This is a genomic window from Ferrimonas sp. YIN67 (assembly GCF_057219095.1).
Map to the genome: position 1 here is coordinate 33987 of NZ_JBXVVJ010000007.1, position 23614 is coordinate 57600.

Sequence of the window (23614 nt, forward strand, 5' to 3'; positions counted from 1 at the left end):
CTCCAGCCTACGACACGCCCCCTGCACTATAGGTTTTCATTGCATGGCGACCCCCACTGCCAGTATGGTGCAGATCAATTTGTATCGGCTGCGGTCCCCTGCCGTTACCGTAAGAGGAGGCGAAGACCTCCTTTATCGAATGAATGAGAAGATCCATGCAACAGACAGCGCACTTTGACCGCCAACTCCTCCATCCCAAGTACTGGCTGATCTGGTTCGGGGTGGCCGTGATGAAACTGATGATCCGGCTGCCGCTGCGCCTGCAATTTAAGATAGGCGCCGCCTTAGGGCGCACCTTGATGCGGCTCTCCGCCAAACGTCTGCACATTGCCCGGCGCAATATCGACGCCTGTTTTCCCCAACTGAGCAGTGCCGAACGCCAGGCTTTGCTGGTCAAAAACTTCGAGGAAACCGGCATGGCAGTGTTCGATATCGCCAACGCCTGGTGGTGGTCCGATGAAAAGATCCAACAGCACATGACCATCCGGGGACAGGAACACGTCCAGGCTGCCAAGGAGGCGGGTCAGGGCGTGCTGCTGCTGGCCGCTCACTGCCTGATGCTGGAGCCTGGCGCCCGGGTGTTTGGTCAGTTTAAGGAGGGCGTCGGCGTCTACCGCCCTCACAACAACAAGCTGATGGAGTACCTGCAGGTCAAGGGGCGACTGCGCTCCAACAAGGGCCTGATCCCAAAACGCGAGGTGCGCCAGATGGTCAAAGCCCTGCGTAAGGGTGAGGTGCTGTGGTACACCCAGGATCAGGACGGTGGCCATCGCGGCAGTGTGTTTGCCGACTTCTTTGGCATTTCCGCCGCCACCCCCGCTGGCGCAACGACCCTGGCCAAGCTGGGCAAGGCCCGAGTACTGCCCTTCTTTGTTGAGCGAAACGCCGATCACTCCGGCTACACCATCGAGATCCAGCCCGCGCTGGACCACTTCCCCAGCGGCGACGAGTTTGCCGACACCCAGCGCTGCAATCGCGTCACCGAACAGCTGGTGCTCAAGCGTCCGGAGCAGTACATGTGGTTGCACCGCCGCTTTAAGACCCGGCCCAGCAAAGACGACCCGAAGTTTTATTGAGTCTCCTATCCCGCCGCCCCATCCCACGGGGCGGCTTCGCCGTGAACCTATCGCGGTTGATTAACCCGGGTTGCCGCTCTGACGTTTGTGGACCGCTGGCGCGGTGGGCTTTCTGTGGTTCACTAACCTGGGTTGTCGCACTGACGTTCGGGGATGCCTGCGGCATGGTAGCTTCCTGGTTCACCCACCTGGGTTGTCGCGCTGGCGACGGCAGGCCGGGGGGCTTCGCCCCCCAACAACCCCCTTTGCCTCCCTGCGGCGAAGTCTGCCGGGCAGGAAGCCCAAATGCAGCGATCACAGGGATGTGAAGGAGCTGCCTCGAAGTCGGCGAAAATGCGGGTGGGGCACCCGGTTTCGGCGGTTTAAATAAACCTGCTCCTTGGACTCCGAAGTCGACAGAGCAAAACAGCGGAACACTGAGTCCAGCGAAGTCGCCCTCACGCCCGCCGGTCTCCGCTGCGGCTCAAGCCAGAGTCGGCGTCGTGCCTCCGCTGGCCACTCGGGCCATCCCTGGCCCTCAGCCTTGCTTCACCCGACGTTCACTCGGGCTAACCGCGCCGGGTGAGTCTCCGTGTCCCTGGCGTTCTCTGCTCATTTTAATGAACCTGACACCTTGAAATAGTTTCAATGAACCTGGCACTTTGAAACTTCTTTTCGGGGCGAACATCACTCCGCTTTTTCACCTTAAACGCACGTTACTCTCTTCAGTCGCCGATCTTCAGAGAAGGTGTATACATTTGCATACACACGCTTTTCACTGGGTGTTCAAATTCCCTAAGATGGGATTGAGCACAGCCGACAGGAGTAGGGATATGCTGACTTGGTGTAGGAAACACGGGATCTTTGCTGCATTCATCGGGATCTGGAGCCTGTTGCTCTCTCTGCAGTTCGAGGGGCATTGGCGCAACGGACTGGAACTGACGATCCTCATCGCGATCACCCTGCTCTATCTGATCTTCCAAGGACCTGTCCGGTTGCAACACGCCAGCCACCGGGCCCGGCACTACGACACACAGTTGCATCAACGGGTTTCCCCTCAGCTGGCTCCTTACGGCGGACAGATCCTTTACCAATTGTCGGATTGCACCGACCCGGATCAACAACGTGCCCTGACCCAACTCAAACAGGCAGCCCAACTGTGCCATCTGGATATCGTGATCAACCTGGTCGCCAGCCCCAAACCCTACCTGGCCGTACAACAGAGCAGCCGACTGATGGCAAAAGTCACCCTGACCGAAGGGACCGTCAAGCGTCACGGCTGGCCCGAACTGGTTCAACGCATCGCCCAACTCCTGGTGGTGCGCGATTTTGACAACAGCGATGTCATCGCCAAACCCAACGAGCCAACCCCCAGCCGCTACGTCTTCAACCTCGGCCCCCTCACGTCTTTGTGGATCGCCCTGACCGGAAAGTGGGTCAGCCGCCATCGGTTGAAAAAGATCAGTGCCCTGCTGGCGATCCCCCCATGCCGCAACCTCGCCAAGATGAACACGAAACTCAACGCCTTCCTCGCCCAGGAAAACGGCCACTGGCAAGAGTAGAGAGACTGACAATTCCGGGAGCCCTGCGTCATGGGCCTTTCACGATTCACCCACCTGGGTTGTCACGCTGGCGCTCGGGGATGGCTGACGCCATGAATCTTCCTTGGTTCAGCAACTTGGGTTGTCGCGCTGGCGTTCGAGGATGCCTGCGGCATGGGACTTTTGTGGTTCACCAATCTGGGTTGTCGCGCTGACGTTTGTGGACCGCTGGCGCCGTGAGCTTTCTGTGGTTCATTAATCTGGGTTGTCGCGCTGGCGTTCGGGGATGCCTGCGGCATGGTAGCTTCCTGGTTCACCAACCTGGGTTGTCGCGCTGACATTTGTGGACCGCTGGCGCCGTGAGGCTTTCGTGGTTCACCCACCTGGGTTGTCGCGCTGGCGACGGCAGGCCGGGGGGCTTCGCCCCCCAAACACCCCCCTTTGCCTTCACTGCGGCGGCACTGTTATTGGGGTTTCTTTGAGATTGGTGTTAACGCATGAGGACAACGTTTTGTGCACAGCGCCGTCCTCGAAGTCGGCGAAGGGACTGGCGGGGCACGGTCCTCAAACTGTTTCAATGAACCTGACACCTTGAAACTCCTTGAAACTACTGACCCTATAGGCCCAATTGATTTCGTTGAGTCCAGCTCAATCCGCTATCATGCTAACAGTTTGATTTCCCAAAAATAAGTTGTCACAAAAATGCTACAACCTCATACTGTCCATTCATTGTGGAGAGTAGCAATCGTGAGACATTTTTTAACAATCCTCATACTTACTCATAGTGCTGGCTGTGGCGGCATAGAGACCGCTTCACCTGAATACAATGTAATCCTTAATAAATTACCAGCTTCTGCTGGCAATGTGTTAGGACAAGGGCAATACGGTGCGAACGCTGAAGTAACCCTGATTGCCAGCGCCAACCCTAACTACCGCTTTGATCATTGGAGCAAGGGGGGAAATGCCATCTCCAGCGATGCCAACTATAGTTTTAACATCAATGAAAACAAAATATTAACCGCAAACTTTATCCCGTATCCCGTCGTCTACTCAACTAGCGATGCCTTTGCGGCCCTCAAGGCCAATGGCAACGTGGTGACCTGGGGACGAGCAGATTGGGGTGGCAACAGCGGCGCGGTAGCGGATCAGCTGACAGAGATTGAGGCCATCTATGCCACTAGTAGCACTGCAACCAATTACGCCGCTTTTGCCGCAGTTAAGGTTGATGGCAGCGTCGTGACCTGGGGTAGATGGAATCATGGCGGTGACAGCAGTTCGGTGGCACAGCAACTGACCGGAGTTAAAACTATCTATGCCAATGAATATGCCTTTGCGGCAGTCAAAGCCGATGGCAGCGTAGTAACCTGGGGATGGCCGGATAAAGGCGGTGACAGCAGTTCGGTGGCGGACCAACTGACTCAGGTTGAGGCTATCTATGCGACTCGGTCTGCCTTTGCTGCGCTCAAAGCCGATGGCAGCGTAATAACCTGGGGATATGCGGCTCATGGTGGTGACAGCAGCACGGTAGCGAACCAACTGACTCAGGTCGAAGCCATTTATGGTGCGCAATTCGCCTTTGCGGCTCGCATGAACGATGGCAACGTGGTGACCTGGGGAGTTCCGCTTGTCGGCGGCGACAGCAGTTCAGTGAAGGACGAACTGACCAAGGTAACAACCATCTATAACAATCGATACGCCTTTGCTGCGGTCAAAGCCGATGGCAGCGTGGTGACCTGGGGGGATGTGAACTATGGCGCTGATAGCAGCGCGGTGAAAGAACAACTGACCGAGGTTGAGACTATCAGTCACAACAGCAGGGCCTTTGCGGCACTTAAAGCCGATAGCAGTGTGGTCACTTGGGGTGACTCAGATTATGGCGGCGACAGCAGAGTGATAGCGGACAAGCTGACAGAAGTCGAAAGCATCTATGCGAACTGCTGCAGCTTTGCAGCGCTCAAAACAGATGGCAGCGTGGTGACCTGGGGAAGAGGAGTTACTGGCGGCGACAGTAGCGCAGTGGCTGACCAACTGAGCAAGGTTAAGACCATCTACACCACTGGCTTAGCCTTTGCGGCGCTCAAAGACGATGGCAGCGTGGTGACCTGGGGAGGCTCACTCCATGGCGGTGATAGCAGTGCGGTGGCAGACCAACTGACCGCGGTCGAGACTATCTATTCCAATCACTATGCTTTTGCGGCGATCAAGACCGACGGCAGTATGGTGACTTGGGGATGGCCGGATAAAGGCGGTGATAGAAGTTCAGCAATAGTTAAGCCGGGTAGTGATTAGCAGATTCATTCTACTTCGAACGTTTAAACGGCCAAAAGGTTCAAGGGGTTAGGTTCTGAGGGATCCCCACGAATTTAATTGAGCCAAGCATCGCTGTAGCTCCTTGTTGTCGCTCGGAGTTGCAAGTTCATGGAAGTTCAAGAATTCAAGGGAGTTCAAGGGGTCAGGTTCATAGAAACCACCGAGCTCGGGCGCCCCACCCGTTTCTTCGCCGACTTCGAGGCAGCTCCTTCACATCCCTGTGATCGCTGCATTTGGGCTTCCTGCCCGGCAGACTTCGCCGCAGTGAAGGCAAAGGGGTGTCCAGAGGGGCAAAGCCCATTTAGTTGCTGCCGCCAACGCGGCGCGAAAGGTATATGCCCCACGAAAGGCTGCATGCTGCAGGCATCCCCTAATGGAAAAAACGCCAAACCAATAGGGTCAAACCAATAGGATCAGAATCGATTGAAACGCACCAGTGAACGGTGTGTGGCGAAACCAGCCCTCCGCAGGCGTGTTCAACAAGGTTGAGCTTCGCTGGCGCTCAACTTCAACCTACGATAGGCATGGGCGAAACCTTGCCCCGAGCCGAGTACCCCATCCGCATCTTCGCCGACTTCGAGGTCTTCAAGGGTCAGGCTCATTGAAACCACCGAGGTCGGGTGCCCCATCCGCATCTTCGCCGACTTCGAGGACGATGCGTCCACCGAGGTATCGAGTCGCACGGAGACGCAGGAGAAAGTGACTTCGATAGATTTGGTGTCACGCATCGCCGCAGGGAGGCAAAGGGGGGTGTGGCGGGGCGCGCAGCCGGGCGGAGCCCCCTTTGGTTGCCGTCGCCAACGCGACAACCCAGCTTGGTGAACCACAGAAGATCTATGCCGTAGGCATCCACCAAAGGAAGATGCCCCACGGCTCGGGCGTCAGCCCGCTAAAGCGGTCCCCTGCCCGCCATGGAGGGCCAGATCGTCGATGATGGCATTCAGCGCCAACCACTTATCCCCGCACCATTCGGGGGCGATCAGCTCCGGCGGCTTGGCGTAGGCGGCGACCCGGTGATAAACCACCTCTTTCGGGGTCTTGCGAATGAGCTCGCCACAGGTCTTCACATAGGTATCCATCTCCCACAGTGGCAGACGATCGGCGGCGTACTGCTTGGCCATGGTGCTGTTCTGCACCACATGCAGGGGGTGCAGCTTTAAGCCATCAACGCCCACTTCCAGCACCCTGTCCAGGGTGTCATGGGCATGCTGCGGGGTCTCGCCGGGCAGGCCGAGGATCAGATGGGTACAGATCTTGATGCCGTAGAGACGGGCCCGGCGTACGGTATCGGCATAGACGTCGAACTCGTGGCCCCGGTTGATCTTCTTCAACGTGTCGCTGTGGGCGGTTTGCAGCCCCAGCTCCAGCCACACCTCCATACCCCGCTGCTGATAGCTGGCCAACAGGGTCAATACCTCGTCCGGCACACAGTCGGGACGGGTGCCGACGCAGATCCCGATGATATCGGAGACCGCCAATGCCTCTTCGTACTTCTCTTTGAGCACGGCATACTCATCGTAGGTGGAGGTATAAGCCTGGAAGTAGGCCATGTAGCGCTTGGCCTTGGCTCCGCTCGCCCCTCTGCGCTCCTTCCCTTGCGCCAGCTGTTGGGCCACGCTGGCTTTGGTGCCATGCTCGGCGCTGAAGGAGGAAACATTGCAGAAGGTGCACCCGCCCTTGCCCAGCGTGCCGTCCCGGTTGGGGCAAGTAAAAGCCGCATCGATGGTCAGCTTATGGATCTTCTGGCCGTAGCGCGCTTTCATGTATTCGCCCAGGGTATGGACATGCAGGTTCAGCCCCATGGTTCGGCTCCTGTTGCTGAGTATCAGGGTGGTATTGTCGAAAAAACGCGCAAGACTACCAGAAGCCGGGAGGGAGCGCGCCGATCCCGATCACGCCCCTCGATAACGGCCCCTTATCAGCCAATAAACCTGCAAGGTTTCGCTGCTGAAAGCCTCCCCAAGATGATGCAAAAATCTCCCCAACACGAAAGAGAAAGCCTCGAACAGGAGTGCATCCGACAGTGCATTCATGCGCTAAATCCCCGTTATTGTGCATATTTTGTGGTGTTCCTGCGTTTTTCCCAATTATCCACAGCATGTCAAACCATTGCCTAATCGTATGATTCCATGCTGGTAACACTTATCGGTGGGAATTTGACCAGATTTTAGCGAGCCAGTAATTTAGAATGTTCTGCTGCATAAATATGTATCTGCATCGAGTGCTCTAATTCGGTGCAGCGGCTGGAGGATTAGAATGAGCCTGTATCAACCCGGTTTTGAAAAAGAAAACTGCGGATTTGGCCTTATCGCCCACATGGAAGGCGAAAGCAGCCACCGCGTGGTCCGCACTGCCATCAGTGCCTTGGACCGCCTGCAACACCGTGGCGCCATCGGCGCCGATGGTAAGACCGGGGACGGTTGTGGCCTGCTGATGACCAAACCGGACGGTTTCTTCCAGCACATTGCCGAAGAAAACGGCTGGCGTCTGGCCAACAAATACGCCGTCGGCATGATCATGATGGGCCACGACCCGGTCCGTCAGGAAGCCACCAAGGCAATTGTTCGTCAGCACTTGGAGCAGGAAACCCTGACAGTGCTGGGCTGGCGTGAAGTGCCGGTAAACATGGATACCCTGGGCCCCATCGCGACCGCCGATGCCCCGGCGTTTTACCAGGTATTCGTCAATGCCCCGGTGGGCTGGCGTAGCAAAGATCTGGAACGTCGCCTCTATATGGCCCGTCGCCGCATCGAAAAGCAGCTGGATAACGATAAGGACTTCTACATTTCGTCCCTGTCCGGCAACATCATTGTCTACAAGGGCCTGATGCTGCCCCGGGATCTGCCCGCCTTCTACCCGGACCTGGCAGATCTGCGGATGGAGAGCTCCATCTGCTTGTTCCACCAGCGCTTCTCCACCAATACCCAGCCACGCTGGCAGTTGGCACAGCCGTTCCGCTACCTGGCCCACAATGGTGAGATCAACACCATCGCCGGTAACCGACAGTGGGCCATGGCCCGTCAATACAAGTTTAAGACCCCGCTGATCCCGGATCTGCAGGAAGCCGCGCCGTTCGTGAACCAGTCCGGCTCCGACTCCTCCAGCCTGGACAATATGCTGGAGCTGCTGCTGGCCGGCGGCATGGACATCAAACGCGCCATGCGCATGATGATCCCGCCCGCCTGGCAGTCCAACCCGGAGATGGACGACGATCTCAAGGCGTTCTACGACTTCAACTCCATGCATATGGAGCCCTGGGATGGCCCGGCCGGTGTGGTACTGACCAACGGTCGTCACGCCGCCTGTGCGGTGGATCGCAACGGCCTGCGGCCGTCCCGCTACATCATCACCAAGGATCGGATCCTGACCCTGGCCTCCGAAGTGGGGATCTGGGACTACCAGCCCGACGAAGTGGTCGAGAAGGGCCGGGTTGGTCCGGGTGAGTTGCTGGTACTGGATACCTATACCGGCAAGCTGCAAACCTCCTTCGAGATCGACCAGGATCTCAAGACCCGCCACCCCTACGCTGAGTGGATGAAGGTCTCTGCCAAGCGCCTGGTGCCCGGTGAAAACCTGCCGGTAGAAGCGGCTGGTATGGCCGAGATGGACGACAAGGAACTGCTTCAGTTCCAGAAGATGTTCAACGTCTCCCGGGAAGAGCTGCGTGAGATCATCTGGCCGCTGGCCAATGGCGGTGCCGAAGCCGTCGGCTCCATGGGCGATGACACCCCGATCTCCGTACTCTCCACCCAGGTTCGCAGCCTGTATGACTTCTTCCGTCAGCAGTTTGCCCAGGTCACCAACCCGCCCATCGATCCGCTGCGGGAAAAGCATGTGATGAGCCTGGCCACCTGCATCGGTAAGGAGCAGAACCCGTTTAACGAAACCACAGGGCTGGCCAATCGGGTGATCTTCGACTCCCCCGTCCTGCTCTATTCCGACTTCACCCAGTTGCGTCAACTGGACAACGAGCACTACAGCTCCGCCCTGATCAGCCTGAGCTACGATCCCGCCGAAGGGCTGAAAGCGGCCATCGAGCGGGTCTGTCGCCAGGCCCAGGTGGAAGCACAGAACGGCGTGACCATGGTGGTCCTGTCCGACCGTCACATCAGCAAAGAGAAGCTGGTGATCCCGGCGGCCATGGCTGTCGGTGCGGTGCAGCACACCCTGGTGAAGAACCAGCTGCGCTGTGACACCAACATCATCGTCGAGACCGGCACCGCCCGGGATCCCCATCACTTCGCCGTGCTGCTGGGCTTTGGCGCCACCGCCATCTACCCCTACCTGGCCTACGAGTGCATCAACACCCTGGCGCCCAAGCGGGGCGAAGCCCATCGGGTCCGTGAGTTGCTGCTCAAGTACCGTGCCGGGATCGACAAAGGTCTGCAGAAGATCCTGTCCAAGATGGGGATCTCCACCATCGCCAGCTACCGCTGCTCCCGCCTGTTTGAAGCCATCGGCCTGTCCGATGAGGTGGTCAACCTCTGCTTTAACGGCGTCGCCTCCCGCATTCAGGGTGCCGACTTCATCGACATCGAAGCGGATCAGGCCCAGCTGCACCAGGCGGCCTTCCGCCGCCATCAGCCCCTGGCCCACGGCGGTCTGCTCAAGTTTGTCCACGGCGGTGAGTACCACGCCTTCAACCCGGATGTGGTCCGTGAACTGCAAGCGGCAGTCAACACCAACGACAAGGCCGCTTACGATCGCTACCGCACCCTGGTGGATCAACGTCCCACCGCGGCCCTGCGCGATCTGATCGGCCTCAAGCCCGGCCAGGACGCCGTCGCGCTCGATCAGGTGGAGGACAAGTCCAAGCTGTTCTGGCGCTTCGACACCGCGGCCATGTCCGTCGGTGCCCTGGCTCCCGAGGCTCACGAAGCCCTGGCCATCGCCATGAACCGCCTGGGCGGCTACTCCAACTCAGGAGAAGGCGGTGAAGATCCGCGCCGCCTGGGCAATGCCGGCAACTCCCGCATCAAGCAGGTGGCCTCCGGCCGCTTTGGTGTAACCGCCGCCTACCTGATGAGCGCCGACGTCATCCAGATCAAGGTGGCTCAAGGCGCCAAGCCAGGTGAGGGCGGCCAGCTGCCCGGCCACAAGGTGTCTGCCGAGATCGCCTCCCTGCGCTTTAGTCGCCCGGGTGTCACCCTGATCTCGCCACCACCACACCACGATATCTACTCCATCGAGGATCTGGCTCAGCTGATCTTCGATCTCAAGCAGGTCAACCCCAAGGCCCGGGTCAGCGTTAAGCTGGTGTCCGAGCCCGGCATTGGCACCATCGCCTGTGGCGTGGCCAAGGCCAACGCCGACATGATCACCGTTTCCGGTTACGACGGCGGGACCGGTGCGTCGCCACTGAGCTCCATCCACTACGCGGGCTCGCCGTGGGAGCTGGGTCTGGCCGAGGTGCAACAGGCTCTGGTCGCCAACAACCTGCGCCACAAGGTGCGCCTGCAGGTCGACGGCGGTCTGAAGACCGGTCTGGACGTGGTCAAGGGTGCACTGCTCGGCGCCGAGAGCTTCGGCTTCGGTACCGCCCCGATGATCGCCCTGGGGTGTAAGTACCTGCGTATTTGTCACCTCAACAACTGTGCCACCGGTGTCGCCACTCAGGATCAACGCCTGCGTGACAAGCACTACCACGGCACCCCGGAGAAGGTGATGGCCTTCTTCCAGTTTATCGCCGACGACGTGCGTGAGCTGATGGCTAAGCTGGGCGTCACCGAGTTCAACCAGATGATTGGCCGCAGCGACTGGCTGGAGCAACTGCCCGGTCAAACCGCTCGCCAGGGTAAGCTGGATCTGGCGCCTATCCTGGCCCAGGCCATCGCCTCCGAGCACACCGAATGCTTCAACACCGAGCTCAACCCTCCTCTGGATAAGGGTGTGCTTAACAAAGAATTGGTTGAGCTGGCCGAAGCCCATGTCGCCGATAAGAGCGACGGTTGCTGGCAGCTGCCTATCGTCAACACCGACCGCTCCGTGGGCGCCACCCTCTCCGGGGTGATCGCCGCCAAGTGGGGCAACCAGGGCATGGCGAACAAGACCCTGGAGTTCCACTTCAGTGGCACCGCAGGTCAGAGCTTCGGCGTGTTCAACGTCGGTGGCGTCAAGCTGGTGCTGTCCGGCGATGCCAACGACTATGTCGGCAAAGGCATGACCGGCGGTGAGCTGGTGGTTAAGACCCCACCGGGCGTCGCCTATGACAGCCACGAGTCGGTGATCATCGGTAACACCTGTCTGTACGGGGCCACCGGCGGTAAGCTGTACGCCTCCGGCCAGGCCGGCGAACGTTTCGCCGTGCGCAACTCGGGCGCCATCGCGGTGATCGAGGGCTGTGGCGACAACGGCTGTGAATACATGACCGGCGGTGTGGTGGTGATCCTGGGTGAGACCGGGGTGAACTTCGGTGCCGGCATGACCGGGGGCTTCGCCTACGTGTTCGATCAGCACAACGATTTCGAGCGTCGCATCAATGGTGAACTGGTAGAAACCCTGCCGGTCTCCGAGCCCATGGTTCAGCATCACCTCAAGCAGCTGTTGCAGGCCCACTATGAGGCCACCGGCTCCGAGCGTGCGGCCGACATTCTGGAAGATCTGACCCACTGGCTGCCGCGCTTTAAGCTGGTGAAGCCCAAATCCACCCAGTTGGGCGAACTGCTCTCCATTCAGCAGAGCAACGAACTGAAAGTGCAGGCGGGTTAAGGACAAGACGATGAGCAACGTATTTCAATTTCTCGACACCGAACGCCAGGATCCGACCAAGCAGGATCTGACCCTGCGCAAAGAAGCCTTTGTGGAGATCTACCAGCCCTTTGAGCAGGAAGAGGTCGACAACCAGGCCGATCGTTGCCTGGACTGTGGCAATCCCTACTGCGAGTGGAAGTGCCCGGTGCACAACTACATCCCTGACTGGCTGCGCCTGGCCAAGCAGGGGCGGATCCTCGAAGCCGCCGAGTTGTCCCACCAGACCAACACCCTGCCCGAGATGTGCGGCCGGGTCTGTCCGCAGGATCGCCTGTGTGAGGGTGCCTGTACCCTCAATGATGAATTCGGCGCCGTCACCATCGGCTCCGTGGAGAAGTACATCACGGACACCGCCATCGCCATGGGTTGGAGTCCGGACATGTCCCAGGTCGAACCGCGCTCCGAGCACATCGCCATCGTCGGGGCCGGCCCGGCGGGCCTGGCCTGTGCCGACGTGCTGCGCCGTAACGGCGCCAAGGTCACCGTCTACGACCGCATGCCGGAGATCGGCGGCCTGCTGACCTTTGGCATTCCGAGCTTCAAGCTGGAGAAGGAAGTGGTGCGCAAGCGCCGCGCCCTGTTTGAGAAGATGGGGATCGAGTTCAAGCTGGGTGTCGACATCGGCCGCGATATGCCCTTCCAGCAGTTGCTGGATGAACACGATGCCGTGTTCCTCGGCATGGGCACCTACAAGTCGATGCAGGGCAACCTGCCCGGCGAGTCCGCCAGCGGCGTTCACCAGGCCCTGCCTTTCCTCATCGCCAACACCGCACAGCTGGAAGGCTATGACACCGAGCACGAGTTTATCGACATGAAAGGCAAGCGCGTGGTGGTACTGGGTGGCGGGGATACCGCCATGGACTGTGTCCGCACCTCGGTACGCCAGGACGCGGCAAGCGTCCAGTGTGCCTACCGCCGTGACGAAGCCAACATGCCCGGCTCACGCCGCGAGGTGCAAAACGCCCGGGAAGAGGGCGTCGAGTTCTTGTTTAACCGTCAGCCCCTGGCCATCGAAACCGGGCCGGAAGGCCAGGTGGTGGGCCTCAAGTGCGTGGAAACCGAGCTGGGTGAGCCGGATGAGAACGGTCGCCGTCGTCCGCAGCCCATCGAAGGCTCCGAGCACGTGCTGGCTGCCGACGCGATCCTGATCGCCTTTGGCTTCCAGCCCAGCCCTCCGGGTTGGCTGGGGGAGTTCGGCATTCTCACCGACGAGTGGGGCCGGGTCCGTGCGCCGGAAGCCGGTAAGTTCGCCTTCCAGACCAGCCACCCCAAGGTGTTCGCCGGTGGCGACATGGTGCGTGGCTCAGATCTGGTGGTGACCGCCATCGACGAAGGACGCCGCGCTGCCTCCGGTATTCTCGATATGCTGGACAACCGTCAAGGCTAACTCTCCTCAATTGCCCTGACGACAACGCCCGCTCATCTGAGCGGGCGTTTTTGTATGTAGCGTTGAGTCAACCTCAGAATCGCAGCGCAACCCCCAGGGTCAAGGCATCGGCCTTGCTGCCCACATAGGTATAGTCCAGCTCCAGTTGCAGCAAGCCATAGCGCCAACCCGCCCCGAGCGAGCCGGAGAAGCCACTGTCACTCATGGTGTACCAGGACCAGTCGTAACGCTCATCCAGCACCCCGGCGCGGGCTTTGGCATACAGATCCCCCGACGTGCGGTAAGCCAGGTAACCCGCCACGGTGCGGCTTTGCCAGATCACATGCGGCCCAGGCATGGCCTCGATCGCCATGGGAGTCGGCAGGACGACACTCGGCGCCTCTACCCGGCCAGACAGATATTCAAACTCCAGGGCAAAACCATGGCCCATCTCTGTCCCAACCATGACCCCCTTCAGATCGCGGGCCTCCTGCCATCCGTTGCGTTCAAAACCGGCTTCCCCGACCTTGTATCCGAGGTAGACGCCGTGCTTCCCCTCCTGAGCCCAAGTCCCCGTACTCAGGCTCATCCCCAGCAACGTCAAGGCTACTGTCGCAATTTTTCTGTTCATCATCCGCTTCACACTCAACTGCTTTCACCGAAATTGGCACGGGGATAGTAGAGAGGGGGAGCCTCAAGCTCACCCCAAAATACAGAGGTGGATTGAAATTTCGGAGACGGTTCACACCTCAAATCAGCTTCCGTGCTTTATACCGCTTTGCAAATAAAGATCCGACAACAAAAACGCCACCAAATCGGTGGCGTTTTTTCCTGTCACTGCGTTTAGTTTTCCTGGCGCCCTCTCGGTCCCTTCGCACCTTTCTCCTTCTTCGAAGGCTTGGTTTCAGGTCGGTTTTCGGGATCCGCTTCCGGCATCTGCTCGGGCACGCCCTCCGGTAACTGAACCGGCGGGCTCACTTGGGGCAGTTGAGTCGGCGTCCCCGTCTCCGGAAGTTGTACCGGCGTCTCTTCCGGCAGTTGTTGAGGCTTACCCTTATTGCCCTTATTACTTTTCTGCTTATTTTTATTGCGCATCGACGCCTTATGGGCCTCTTTTTGCGCCTCACTGGGCGGCTTACCTGAGCCTGCCCATTCCGGCTTATCGGCCCAGGCCGGTGTCGAATTAGCCAGTACCAGGGTCAAAACCAGTCCGACGCCTACGCCACAAGCGCGTTTGACTCTCGTGTTCATCATCTTCTCCCACAACAAAATGCCATTCAAACATGGCACTCAACTCATTGAAGTTCCAATCTCAACGACAAAAAAACATCGTGGGAGGCACCATATCAGCGGGTCCAGGTTTAGCTCAGTGCCGCCTTGGCACGTTCCAACAGGGCTTGCCGCTCAGCCAGACCATGGGTACCACCATTAACCGCACGGGTTACCCGGACCAGATCATCCAGATCAGCCCAGCGATTGATGCGACGCTGCTGCCAATACCAGCAGGCCGACGCCACTGCCAACTCAGGCTCATCAGCCACCCGTTCGGGTTGTGTGAGCAGATCCTGGCCACAGGCCTGACCAAACGCCCGGTAATTGTCCCGCCCGGTAAGCTGGATCAGCCCCCGACCTCGATAGCGCCAACCATCGCCACAGGCTTCATCACCATTTCCCATGCGCGAGGCATACACCCGGTTGGCGATCTCCTCAGGCTGGCGGGCACAACCCTGGGCTTCAGCCTCGGTGGGGAAATACTTGCCAAACACGCTGCACAGCGCCTTGGCACTGTAATTCAGGTTTTCCGACAGAAAGCGAAACCCCCCACTTTCATGACCCACCTGGGCGAGAAAGTGGGCCTGACGCAGTGGCGTATTGATCTCGTACTGTGGCAATACCTGATCCAACGCCACCTGGTAGTGCACCAAGGTGGACTCGGCCGTCTGAGGGAATATCTGTCTCAGCTGCACCAGAGAGGGACTCCCTGCCACGCTGCGACCTATCTGCGCCGAAGTCGGACTGCTCGGTGTCGGCGGCTGCTCTGTGTCGGGTGGCAGGTTCAAGGTTAACTTTTGGCCAACCTGAATATGATCGAGATCGCTTAACCGGTTATCTCGAGCGATGGTCTCGACGGCGCTATCGCTACCGAAGAACTTTAGGGCGATGGCAGTTAAGGTGTCGCCGGGCTTAACGGTATAGATCATCACAAGCTCCTTTTGTACTGGATCACTAGCCCATCCCGGGCCTCCATTCCCAAGGAGCATAGTCGCTTTTGTCACTTTCCTCCCGCCATCTGGTCCGTCCACCTTTCTTGCCAACAAAAACCAGTCAATTCACCCGTTCCCGTGGTGGAAAGCCCATTGGCCATCTACACTTTTCACTCCAAATTGCTTGAACTGAATCCACCATCCGTCCACTCCACTTTAACCAAAGAGAGTGTCGTTATGTTGTACTCAAAAGTCTGTCATGCCATGGCGCTGTCCGGCGCCGCTCTGCTACTCGCACCCACCTCTCTCCTGGCTGCCGATGCCGATTTCTTTGATGGCCCCGAAGGCAACCTGAATTCGGCCACCTTTACCGATGCAGGCACCGGGATCATGGTCATCGGCATGTATCGTGATCCGGCCGATGGTCAATATAAACTGGCCAACCTCTATCGGCGGAACCAGGAGGGCGATCAGGGCCTGGGGGTGTGTAACCCCATCGAAGCCGCCGACAATGGCGGCGACTGCCCCGGCCCCGATGGCGGCGGTGACATCAACGAGTTATCCAACCAGGATGCACCGGAGTTTATCTACCTGAAGCTGCCTGCAGGCAATCGCTGGACCTATGTCTATCTGTCCTCTCTGGATGACAACAGCAACGTCGACAGCGCCGTACCGGAAACCGGGCAACTCTGGTGGGATACCGATGACAATCCCAATAACGGGGGCCTGACCTTGCTCGACCAGTTTGTTGGTGACGGTGACAATGTTGAGCAGACTCTGGACGTGGCCATGCTCGGCGGTGCAGATGCCCCTTACCTGGTGCTGCAACCGTTCGACTTCGAGTTCCAGCGAGACATCAATAACGACTTCCTGCTCAAGGCTGCCGCGGTCGAGCGTGCGGGGGGACAGGGCTGTACACCGGGCTACTGGAAACAGCCGCATCATTTCGACTCCTGGACCATGTACGATCCGGACGATACCTTCTATGCGGCCTTTGGCTCCGAACTGTTCGGCATGGATATGACCCTGCTTGAGGCACTCCAGCAGGGGGGCGGCAAGGAGAACGCTCTGGGACGTCACGCCGTGGCCGCCCTACTTAATGCCCTGAGTGGCGACGTCAGCTATCAGTACAGCAGTGCCGAAGTGATCGCAGCGGTACAGGGAGCCGATGAAGACAGCTATAACAGCGTGAAGAATGCATTTGCCTATCAAAATGAGATGGGCTGCCCGCTAAACTGAGCGGCTGAGAAATCAAATGCCCGGACAATCTTGTCCGGGCATTTTCGATCTAAAAGACTACTCGTGCAGGTGGTAATACTGAGTGAGCTTGGCGATCGCGGCGTTCAGTGCCTTGACGGCCGCCATGTCCGAGGACTGCTTGGCCTTCATGGCGGCAAGGATCACCCCGTGGTGATCCTTGAGTTTCTGCTCATAGCCCTCCCCGGGTTTCACCCGTTGCGCGAGGAAATACTCCGCCATCACGGTGATGATGTGGCTGGCGTGGGACTCTTTGTTCATCACCCAGCGAGTCAACTGATTCTGTGACTGCACGTCTTTCTTGGCCGCCAGGGCGTTCATTTCGGTGATCGCCTTCTCGATGGTGGTGGCATCCTCCATCAGGGCCTTCACTCGCGCACCATCATCGTAGATCCCGCAGGGCACCTGGCAGTGGGCCAGGACCGAAGGACTGGCCAAGGCTGCCAGTAGAAGGCCGAGCACCGGCAGAAATGTCCGTAATCGCGCTGTCATCATTCGCTCCTTTGCTTTGCTGTTTGCTCATCAAATATCGGAATGGATCGACCGCTTGCTGATCCTTACGCCAGCATAGCTCACTATTTGAATAAAAATCGCTGTAAAAAAGCCCCGCACTGGGCGGGGCTGATCCGATAACGACGACGATCGTCACTTGCTTTGAATGTCGATCACTTCCGGCGCGTTGCTGACTAGGGCACCGTGCACCCGGATGGACAACTTCAGCGTTTCCACCCGCTCACCCAGATCCGGCGTTTGATCTGGAGTGAAACGATAGTGTCCGGCTGACAGTTCTTTCAGATCGCCCAGACACGCTGGGACATCCTGGCCACAGCCAAACTGATCGTTGGTATGCCAAGGGAACTGAAAGGCCCCGGTCGGCTCGCCACCGAAACCAAAGTAGGTCACGCTGTAGTCACTGACACTGCGAACGGCCTCGCCGTTCTGATCGCGAACCTTAAACTCCACCTGGTTTGACTCGGCGCTGTACTTCACTTCGCTGACGTTGAGCGCCGTGGCGCTGTCAACATCAATGCCTTTGTCCTTGCTGTCGCTGCTACAGGCAGCCAAAGCACAGGCCAGGCCAGCAGCAACCAAAATACGCTTGCTCATACGAATTCCCTATCAGTGACAGTCGGAGCAGTTATCACCCGCGTGAGGACCACCTGGGTTGCCGGTTTCGTGTGGTGCGTGACAGGTCTGGCACTCCATGGTGGAGTTAACGCCAGTCACGAAGTAGTCCTCTGGCTCAACGGTGTTGCCGGCGTGACAGCCCATGCAATCGGCGTTGCCCGGCGCGACCAGTTCACGATCAAAGCTCTCTTCCAACGACTCATTGAGGAATTGTGCGGTCATGTAGGCCACTTCAGCGGTCACCTGGGCGCAACGCTCCAGTTTAGCGGTATGGTTAGAACCGTAGCGGCACTGCTTGGACCACAGAGAAACGGAGGTATGGCACAGGATGGAGTTGGCAACTGAACTACCCAGGTGATCAGGCGTCAGCATCTCACCCTTATCATTGCGGCGGGTCGGCGCCCCAATGCCATCCAGGAACGTCTTGTCGCCGCGCGGCATATCGGCGGTTTCATAAAAGCGGTAGATCGCTTTGATCACGCTGCCCTGATCCACACCCTTGAGCATGTTAACGATCATCGCGGTCGCGTTGATGCAGCCACACAGAGTACCCTGACCCACGACGCCGCCCATGCCGTAACAGGCCACGTTGGTTGGGATCGCGGCAAATTTTGCTGCATCGACACTGTCGGACACCGCAAGGGCTTTAACCAGCGCATTGAACACACCGTACATGCAGCCGCCTGGACCATAACCGTCGTAGGCGATCTTGGCGACATCCATCGGCTCCAGCTTGACATACTGCAAGCGGTTCTCCGCCAGATCACCGTTACCACCACTTCCCACGTTAAAACACACATGGTCTTCGCTCTTGCTGGAAGCCAGAACACTCGGGGCGGCCACGGCAGCACCAGCCGTACCGGCGATGCTCAGAATGCGGCCCATCGCCTTACGGCGGTCCATCTTTGCGGTCATCTCATTACCCTCAATAGAACTTATCTCGGCACCGGTAACCCGGTAGCACGTTTCGATTGAGGCCATTGTAGGCAGTCGTACTTAGCCCATTTGCTGACAGGATCACACTAATCCTGCTCCGCCAGAGGCACGCATCGAACGGGGTTCGGGCGAGGCCATCCCCCGCTCCAACCCGGCATTATCATCGACACGATCACACAAACCGCCCCATTTGCTTCCACACCATGACGCAAATGTATATTTGCCGTAAATTAGCCCAATTGGCACCGCGACAAATTCACGGGCCTGGCTCTCAATCTCCACCAAACGACGGCGAAGGTACTGAGGGGATCATTGAGAAGAGGGTGCAGTGGAGATCACGGAAGCCCAAGGCAGATAGAGATACACTTTCGGATTCATTAATCCTTGAACCCTGTGCATGATCGAGATTGGCGCTTGCCGGTACCTGCCGGAACAAAAAACATTGATTAACCCCGAAGGGGTACAGTGGGATCTGCCCCGAGCAGAGGCTCAGGTGATTTCTTGCCTGGTGGCACGTCGTGGCTTGCCCGTCGATAAGCTCGCTTTGCGATGTGCCGATTATGCCGAACCGCAGTTCAGCGAATCCGCCGTTGTCCGCGCCGTATTTCAGTTGCGCAACTTCCTGGGCGACGACGATCACACCCTGATCGAAACCATCAAGGGTGTCGGATACCGGCTCAGCGTTGGGGTGGAAACCCATGCAGCGGAACCCCATGCACAAGCCGGTCCTCCCCCGAGCAAATCTGCAGCCAAGCGAGTTTCGGCCAAGACAGCATTTTCTGTCGCGCCCCTGACAAGAAACCGACTCCTCCTGGCCACCGGGTTCGTCATCTTTATCTTGCTGACACTTGGCCATATCAGCCACAAAATCCATACCAGCCCAGCCTCCCAATATCAGGAGCGAGTGGTCTATCAATACCCGGATAAGAGTGGCATCCAGCTCTTGTGGTACAGCGCCAACAGCAGCCATACCATGGATAATCAAGCCATGAGCGAACGACTCCTGTCGACTCTGGCCGAGTGCCCACAGACCCACTGGGAGCGGATCTACATCGCCCAGTCCTCCGATCAACAGGGTCTGTCCATCACCCTTTCCGGCCATGAGCGTGGACAACTGCGCCTGCGTAACCTGAAGATCGCCGACACCCGGATGCATGCCGACTTTAACCCGGCCATTTGGCTGGAAAATGGAGACTTGTGTGACTGATCGCATCAAGCTGGGTCTGGTAGCCCTGTTCATCCTTTTGGTGGCCGGAGCCCACCTGCTGCGCCCAGAGCCCGGCTACCTGCGTCTGAACTGCCATAATGCGGTCTACGATGCCAGTGCTGCAGTGGCCGGACCCGAAGGCTATTACATGGCCGACTACATCTTTTTTGGCAGGAGCGGACGGATCTACTATCGCTACTTCAGCCTGGACGGTGAGCCATTGGCCACCCTGATGCTGTCCGGCAAGCGGGTCAACCGGGATCCGGACAACCTCCTGATGGACATGGACAGCTACGAGCCGGTGATCCATCAAACCGATGCCAAACTGCCGGCTCAGTATCATCAACTCGCCAAGGCCATCGAAAGCAACTTCGATCGCAATGGGATCCACCGCATCCATATGCAGGTGATCGAGCGCCACGATGCCCACAACGCCATTATTGTCCGATTTAACCCCAGCCAGATGGTCTGCTCCTGCGTCTACAGTGATTAAACTTGCCTGGGTACTGGTCGCAATGATCCCCTACGACCCTTGGTAAAAACTGGTATCCTATCCGGCAACTTGTGAACCCTGTTAAAACCGGATCTCTCCCCATGAAAATTGGCATCATTGGCGCCATGGAGCAGGAAGTCGCCCTGCTGCGCAACCAGATCAACGAACTGAAAACCGAGACCATCGCCGGGATCGAATTTTATCAAGGCAAAATTGGTCAAACCGATGTGGTCCTGACCCGCTCCGGGATCGGCAAAGTGGCGGCGGCCATTGCCACCAGCGTACTGATCGAGCGTTACGCCCCGGACAGTGTGATCAACACCGGCTCCGCCGGGGGCTTTGCCGCCGAGCTGGCCATCGGTGACGTGGTGATCTCCGCCGAAGTGCGCCACCACGACGTCGATGTTACTGCCTTTGGCTACGAGATGGGCCAACTGCCGGGGCAACCCGCCGCTTTCCGCCCCGATCCCAAGCTGATCAAGATCGCCCACAACAGTGTCACCCGAGTGGGTGAGGTGAAAGCGATCGAAGGCCTGATCTGCACCGGTGACAGCTTTATCGCCGATCCCAAACGCACCCAGGTAATGCTCAGCCACTTCCCGACCATGGCCGCCTGTGAAATGGAAGCCGCCGCCATCGCTCAGGTTTGCCACCAGTTCGGAACGCCCTTTGTGGTGATCCGCGCCATCTCCGATAACGCCAATGACGACGGCGCCGTCGACTTCGACAGCTTTATCGTCAAGGCCGGTGAACACTCGGCCAAAGTGGTACTGGCCATGCTGGACACCCTGACCCAGGACCCAGCCTGACCGTGAGCGCGCTGGGGCCCTTCTCGCCCATACTCCTTCCCCCCCTGATGCTGGTGCTGGCCTACCTGCTGGCCCTGCTGATCCCGGAACGATATCGGCCCCGACACCTGCTGGCTCCGCTGGCCGAAACCCTGGCGCGCAAAACCCATCATGCCAACCGCAGTCAGGAGCAACAGCGTCTGGCTGGCACCCTGGCCTTGCTCCTGCTGCTATTGCCCCTCTGGCTGGCGCTGTTTCTGCTAACTCGACTGGCCGCATTCCCCCTGCCCTTCGAACTGGCACTGCTGGCCTGGATGATGCCCGGACCGGCACTGGGCCAGGTGAGTGAGCAATTGCATGCCTGCCTGCAGGCCGGCCAGAAAAATACAGCCCGGACCCTGCTGGCCCCCTGGACCATCCGGCAAACCGGCACCCTGTCCGAACTCGGCCTGACCAAGGCAGGCATCGAGGCGCAGTTAACTCACCAGCGCAACCAACTGTTCATTGTGCTGTTTTGGTACAGCGTCGGCGGGATCTTTGCGACCGCCACCGCCTGGCTGTGCAGCGAATTAGCCCGTAACTGGCACCCCCAGCGTCCCAATATGAGCAGCTACGCCGCAGCAACCCAGCAATGTGCCGCCACCCTGCAATGGCCCGTCAACCTCTTGCTGGCCTTGACCCTGTCCCTCTACGGCTCCCCCTTGTCGGTTTGGCGCGCACGCCACCAGCGAGTCGGCGACTGGCGAGAGCGCAGTGCCCAGTGGCCTCAGCTCAGCCTGGCCTGCAGCCTGCACGGCCAACTTGGTGGCCCCTGGCTGATTGAAGGGCACCGACAGTTGCGCCCTCGCCTCGGTCCCCCCCAGGAGGTTAACGGCAACGATCTGCTGCGTACCCGGCGCCTGCTCAGCTACGCTGGCTGGCTGTGGCTGGCCTTGTGCTTCCTGCTCGCTGCGGGGGCCGCACTGTTAGTGCACTCCACCCTTTACTGAATTTTTGAGTTCACCCCATGGATCTGACCACACCCGCCCTGCTATTTCCGGCCATCTCCCTGTTGCTGTTGGCCTACACCAATCGATTCCTTTCTCTGGCCTCCCTGGTACGCTCCCTTGGCCCCCAGACCCGTGATTGCAAGGCCGCACGACGTCTCAGCTCAGAGTGCGATCCCGCCATTCAGCAACTGGATAACCTGCGTCGCCGGATCGGCATCATTCGCCGCATGCAGGAGGCCGGAGTCGTCAGCTTTGTCTTCTGTGTCCTAAGCATGTTATTGATCTACCTTGAACTGAATTCCGCTGCGTTCTGGACATTCGGGATCAGCCTGGGACTCCTGATCTACTCCCTGCTGCTGTCTGTCCTGGAGATCCGGATCTCACAGCAAGCCCTGGATATCTTCCTCGACAGCCTGGAAAAATGAACGACTTTATCTATGCCGCCGATCTGTTCGGCACCGTGGTATTTGCCATCTCCGGAGCCCTGGCTGCCGGCCGACTGCGCATGGACCCCTTTGGCGTCTTTGTTTTGGCTGGCGTCACCGCCGTCGGTGGCGGCACAGTGCGCGATGCCATCCTGGGGGCGACCCCGGTATTCTGGATCACCGACACCACCTACATCTGGCTGACCGGGATCACCGCAGGCCTGATCATGCTGTTCGTGCGCTGCCCACGGCGCCTGTCAGGTAAATGGTTTCAGGTGGCCGATGCCTTTGGCCTGGCTGTGTTTACCGTGATTGGCGTGCAAAAGGCCCTGGCCTTTGGTGCCTCTCCCTTGATCGCCGTGATGATGGGCACCATGACCGGCGTCATGGGTGGCATGATCCGCGATCTCCTATGCCGAGAAGTCCCACTGGTATTGCGCACCGAGATCTATGCCACCGCCTGTATTGTGGGTGGCGTGCTCTATACCGGCGCACTGGCCTTGTCGGTTGCCCCGGTGCTCTCCGCCTTGGTCGCCATGGCGGGTACCCTGGCCCTACGCCTGTTCGGGATCTTCACCGGCCTGTCCCTGCCTGCCTTTGCCCTGGACACTCCGTCCCAACGTTAATCTTCCCAAGGAGAAAGCCTGTGCGTACGCCTCTGTTTGCCTTAATCCTGGCCCTAGTGACCGCCCTACCCATTCAGGCACAACCGGACGATCAAACTGGCCCACAACAGACCCAACTAGCCCCCCAGTTGGAGTTGGCTCAGCGCTATATGCAGGCCCTGACAGCACGAAACTACAGTCATTTGTCGCGCTTCTATCACAGGGATACGGTGCTGCACGATCAGACGGCAGGAAAGAGGATCACAGGACGCCGGGAGATCCTGGCCTTCCAGCGACGGGTCCATACCTACACCCAGCAATACGAATTCGTCTCCGATCACACCTTCTTCAATGGCAACCTGGTGGTCATGATTGGCAGCTATTATTACAAGGCCAGGGGGGATCTGTTTGGTTTTCCCGGCGAATCCATCCTATTCTCCCTTCCCGGCGTCACCACCCTGAGGGTCGACCTGGAAAAACAGCGGATCAATCAGCATATTGACCTGCTCGACTACGCCAGCATGAAAGACCAGCTAAAGCTTTATCATAATTGACCCACC

General features: G+C 58.7%; 20 protein-coding genes. 13 read left to right on the forward strand and 7 right to left on the reverse strand.

Features of this window, described 5'->3' with window-relative positions:
• Nucleotides 1-155 precede the first annotated feature (155 nt).
• The 3 genes from lpxL (at nucleotide 156) to AC2D8U_RS14710 (ending at nucleotide 4885) form a co-directional block, all read left to right on the forward strand.
• A complete protein-coding gene (gene lpxL / locus AC2D8U_RS14700; RefSeq protein ID WP_484619829.1) occupies nucleotides 156-1076 on the forward strand; it encodes an LpxL/LpxP family Kdo(2)-lipid IV(A) lauroyl/palmitoleoyl acyltransferase in 921 nt (306 codons plus the stop codon).
• 812 nt (nucleotides 1077-1888) lie between these two features.
• Nucleotides 1889-2617: a hypothetical protein gene (locus AC2D8U_RS14705; RefSeq protein ID WP_484619830.1), complete on the forward strand. Its 729-nt coding sequence runs from the start codon at nucleotides 1889-1891 to the stop codon at nucleotides 2615-2617.
• Between the two features lie 726 nt (nucleotides 2618-3343).
• Nucleotides 3344-4885, forward strand: a complete 1542-nt coding sequence (locus AC2D8U_RS14710; RefSeq protein ID WP_484619831.1) for an InlB B-repeat-containing protein — start codon at nucleotides 3344-3346, stop codon at nucleotides 4883-4885.
• A 902-nt stretch (nucleotides 4886-5787) separates the two neighbouring features.
• On the opposite strand, the gene mnmL is transcribed toward AC2D8U_RS14710, so the two are convergent.
• The gene (mnmL, locus tag AC2D8U_RS14715) at nucleotides 5788-6708 is read right to left on the reverse strand and encodes a tRNA modification radical SAM protein MnmL/YtqA (protein WP_484619832.1); all 921 of its coding nucleotides are present in this window, start codon (nucleotides 6706-6708) and stop codon (nucleotides 5788-5790) included.
• A gap of 454 nt (nucleotides 6709-7162) precedes the next feature.
• On the opposite strand from mnmL, the gene gltB reads away from it, so the two are divergent.
• On the forward strand, nucleotides 7163-11614 hold the full coding sequence (gene gltB, locus AC2D8U_RS14720; protein ID WP_484619833.1) for a glutamate synthase large subunit: 4452 nt from the start codon (nucleotides 7163-7165) through the stop codon (nucleotides 11612-11614).
• 10 nt (nucleotides 11615-11624) lie between these two features.
• Complete coding sequence (locus tag AC2D8U_RS14725) at nucleotides 11625-13043, forward strand: FAD-dependent oxidoreductase (protein ID WP_484619834.1); 1419 nt, start codon at nucleotides 11625-11627, stop codon at nucleotides 13041-13043.
• A 73-nt stretch (nucleotides 13044-13116) separates the two neighbouring features.
• Here the strand turns inward: AC2D8U_RS14725 and AC2D8U_RS14730 are convergent, their stop codons facing one another.
• The 3 genes from AC2D8U_RS14730 to AC2D8U_RS14740 form a co-directional block, all read right to left on the reverse strand.
• Nucleotides 13117-13653 carry an outer membrane beta-barrel protein gene (locus AC2D8U_RS14730; protein ID WP_484619835.1) on the reverse strand — a complete coding sequence of 179 codons (537 nt, stop codon included), beginning with the start codon at nucleotides 13651-13653 and terminating at the stop codon, nucleotides 13117-13119.
• A gap of 212 nt (nucleotides 13654-13865) precedes the next feature.
• Nucleotides 13866-14273, reverse strand: coding sequence for a hypothetical protein (locus AC2D8U_RS14735; protein ID WP_484619836.1), 408 nt, complete (start codon nucleotides 14271-14273; stop codon nucleotides 13866-13868).
• Nucleotides 14274-14383: 110 nt separating this feature from the next.
• The gene (locus AC2D8U_RS14740) at nucleotides 14384-15223 is read right to left on the reverse strand and encodes a LysM peptidoglycan-binding domain-containing protein (RefSeq protein WP_484619837.1); all 840 of its coding nucleotides are present in this window, start codon (nucleotides 15221-15223) and stop codon (nucleotides 14384-14386) included.
• Nucleotides 15224-15463: 240 nt separating this feature from the next.
• Here AC2D8U_RS14740 and AC2D8U_RS14745 point away from each other — a divergent pair, with 240 nt between their 5' ends.
• Nucleotides 15464-16465, forward strand: coding sequence for a hypothetical protein (locus AC2D8U_RS14745; protein WP_484619838.1), 1002 nt, complete (start codon nucleotides 15464-15466; stop codon nucleotides 16463-16465).
• Between the two features lie 57 nt (nucleotides 16466-16522).
• Here the strand turns inward: AC2D8U_RS14745 and AC2D8U_RS14750 are convergent, their stop codons facing one another.
• The 3 genes from AC2D8U_RS14750 to AC2D8U_RS14760 form a co-directional block, all read right to left on the reverse strand.
• Nucleotides 16523-16975: a superoxide dismutase [Ni] gene (locus AC2D8U_RS14750; protein WP_484619839.1), complete on the reverse strand. Its 453-nt coding sequence runs from the start codon at nucleotides 16973-16975 to the stop codon at nucleotides 16523-16525.
• 153 nt (nucleotides 16976-17128) lie between these two features.
• On the reverse strand, nucleotides 17129-17590 hold the full coding sequence (locus tag AC2D8U_RS14755; RefSeq protein ID WP_484619840.1) for a hypothetical protein: 462 nt from the start codon (nucleotides 17588-17590) through the stop codon (nucleotides 17129-17131).
• Nucleotides 17591-17602: 12 nt separating this feature from the next.
• Nucleotides 17603-18526: a cytochrome c3 family protein gene (locus AC2D8U_RS14760; RefSeq protein ID WP_484619841.1), complete on the reverse strand. Its 924-nt coding sequence runs from the start codon at nucleotides 18524-18526 to the stop codon at nucleotides 17603-17605.
• Between the two features lie 418 nt (nucleotides 18527-18944).
• On the opposite strand from AC2D8U_RS14760, the gene AC2D8U_RS14765 reads away from it, so the two are divergent.
• The 7 genes from AC2D8U_RS14765 (at nucleotide 18945) to AC2D8U_RS14795 (ending at nucleotide 23608) form a co-directional block, all read left to right on the forward strand.
• The gene (locus AC2D8U_RS14765) at nucleotides 18945-19754 is read left to right on the forward strand and encodes a winged helix-turn-helix domain-containing protein (protein WP_484619842.1); all 810 of its coding nucleotides are present in this window, start codon (nucleotides 18945-18947) and stop codon (nucleotides 19752-19754) included.
• Nucleotides 19747-20247 carry a hypothetical protein gene (locus AC2D8U_RS14770; RefSeq protein ID WP_484619843.1) on the forward strand — a complete coding sequence of 167 codons (501 nt, stop codon included), beginning with the start codon at nucleotides 19747-19749 and terminating at the stop codon, nucleotides 20245-20247. Before AC2D8U_RS14765 ends, AC2D8U_RS14770 begins: the two co-directional genes overlap by 8 nt.
• Before the next feature lie 101 nt (nucleotides 20248-20348).
• On the forward strand, nucleotides 20349-21056 hold the full coding sequence (gene mtnN / locus AC2D8U_RS14775; protein WP_484619844.1) for a 5'-methylthioadenosine/S-adenosylhomocysteine nucleosidase: 708 nt from the start codon (nucleotides 20349-20351) through the stop codon (nucleotides 21054-21056).
• A 2-nt stretch (nucleotides 21057-21058) separates the two neighbouring features.
• Nucleotides 21059-22024 carry a cobalamin biosynthesis protein gene (locus AC2D8U_RS14780; RefSeq protein WP_484619845.1) on the forward strand — a complete coding sequence of 322 codons (966 nt, stop codon included), beginning with the start codon at nucleotides 21059-21061 and terminating at the stop codon, nucleotides 22022-22024.
• A gap of 17 nt (nucleotides 22025-22041) precedes the next feature.
• Nucleotides 22042-22449, forward strand: a complete 408-nt coding sequence (locus tag AC2D8U_RS14785; RefSeq protein ID WP_484619846.1) for a DUF2721 domain-containing protein — start codon at nucleotides 22042-22044, stop codon at nucleotides 22447-22449.
• Complete coding sequence (locus tag AC2D8U_RS14790) at nucleotides 22446-23075, forward strand: trimeric intracellular cation channel family protein (RefSeq protein ID WP_484619847.1); 630 nt, start codon at nucleotides 22446-22448, stop codon at nucleotides 23073-23075. The genes AC2D8U_RS14785 and AC2D8U_RS14790 overlap by 4 nt, the downstream gene beginning before the upstream one ends.
• Nucleotides 23076-23095: 20 nt before the next feature.
• Nucleotides 23096-23608, forward strand: coding sequence for a nuclear transport factor 2 family protein (locus AC2D8U_RS14795; RefSeq protein WP_484619848.1), 513 nt, complete (start codon nucleotides 23096-23098; stop codon nucleotides 23606-23608).
• The last annotated feature ends 6 nt before the right edge of the window (nucleotides 23609-23614 follow it).

Excerpts from the sequence above, each read along its gene's own strand:
- lpxL (WP_484619829.1), top strand. The coding sequence starts at position 156 with ATGCAACAGACAGCGCACTTTGACCGCCAACTCCTCCATCCCAAGTAC.
- AC2D8U_RS14705 (WP_484619830.1), top strand. The coding sequence starts at position 1,889 with ATGCTGACTTGGTGTAGGAAACACGGGATCTTTGCTGCATTCATCGGG.
- mnmL (WP_484619832.1), bottom strand. The coding sequence starts at position 6,708 with ATGGGGCTGAACCTGCATGTCCATACCCTGGGCGAATACATGAAAGCG.
- gltB (WP_484619833.1), top strand. The coding sequence starts at position 7,163 with ATGAGCCTGTATCAACCCGGTTTTGAAAAAGAAAACTGCGGATTTGGC.
- AC2D8U_RS14725 (WP_484619834.1), top strand. The coding sequence starts at position 11,625 with ATGAGCAACGTATTTCAATTTCTCGACACCGAACGCCAGGATCCGACC.
- AC2D8U_RS14730 (WP_484619835.1), bottom strand. The coding sequence starts at position 13,653 with ATGAACAGAAAAATTGCGACAGTAGCCTTGACGTTGCTGGGGATGAGC.
- AC2D8U_RS14735 (WP_484619836.1), bottom strand. The coding sequence starts at position 14,273 with ATGAACACGAGAGTCAAACGCGCTTGTGGCGTAGGCGTCGGACTGGTT.
- AC2D8U_RS14740 (WP_484619837.1), bottom strand. The coding sequence starts at position 15,223 with ATGATCTATACCGTTAAGCCCGGCGACACCTTAACTGCCATCGCCCTA.
- AC2D8U_RS14745 (WP_484619838.1), top strand. The coding sequence starts at position 15,464 with ATGTTGTACTCAAAAGTCTGTCATGCCATGGCGCTGTCCGGCGCCGCT.
- AC2D8U_RS14750 (WP_484619839.1), bottom strand. The coding sequence starts at position 16,975 with ATGACAGCGCGATTACGGACATTTCTGCCGGTGCTCGGCCTTCTACTG.
- AC2D8U_RS14755 (WP_484619840.1), bottom strand. The coding sequence starts at position 17,590 with ATGAGCAAGCGTATTTTGGTTGCTGCTGGCCTGGCCTGTGCTTTGGCT.
- AC2D8U_RS14760 (WP_484619841.1), bottom strand. The coding sequence starts at position 18,526 with ATGACCGCAAAGATGGACCGCCGTAAGGCGATGGGCCGCATTCTGAGC.
- AC2D8U_RS14765 (WP_484619842.1), top strand. The coding sequence starts at position 18,945 with ATGATCGAGATTGGCGCTTGCCGGTACCTGCCGGAACAAAAAACATTG.
- mtnN (WP_484619844.1), top strand. The coding sequence starts at position 20,349 with ATGAAAATTGGCATCATTGGCGCCATGGAGCAGGAAGTCGCCCTGCTG.
- AC2D8U_RS14785 (WP_484619846.1), top strand. The coding sequence starts at position 22,042 with ATGGATCTGACCACACCCGCCCTGCTATTTCCGGCCATCTCCCTGTTG.
- AC2D8U_RS14790 (WP_484619847.1), top strand. The coding sequence starts at position 22,446 with ATGAACGACTTTATCTATGCCGCCGATCTGTTCGGCACCGTGGTATTT.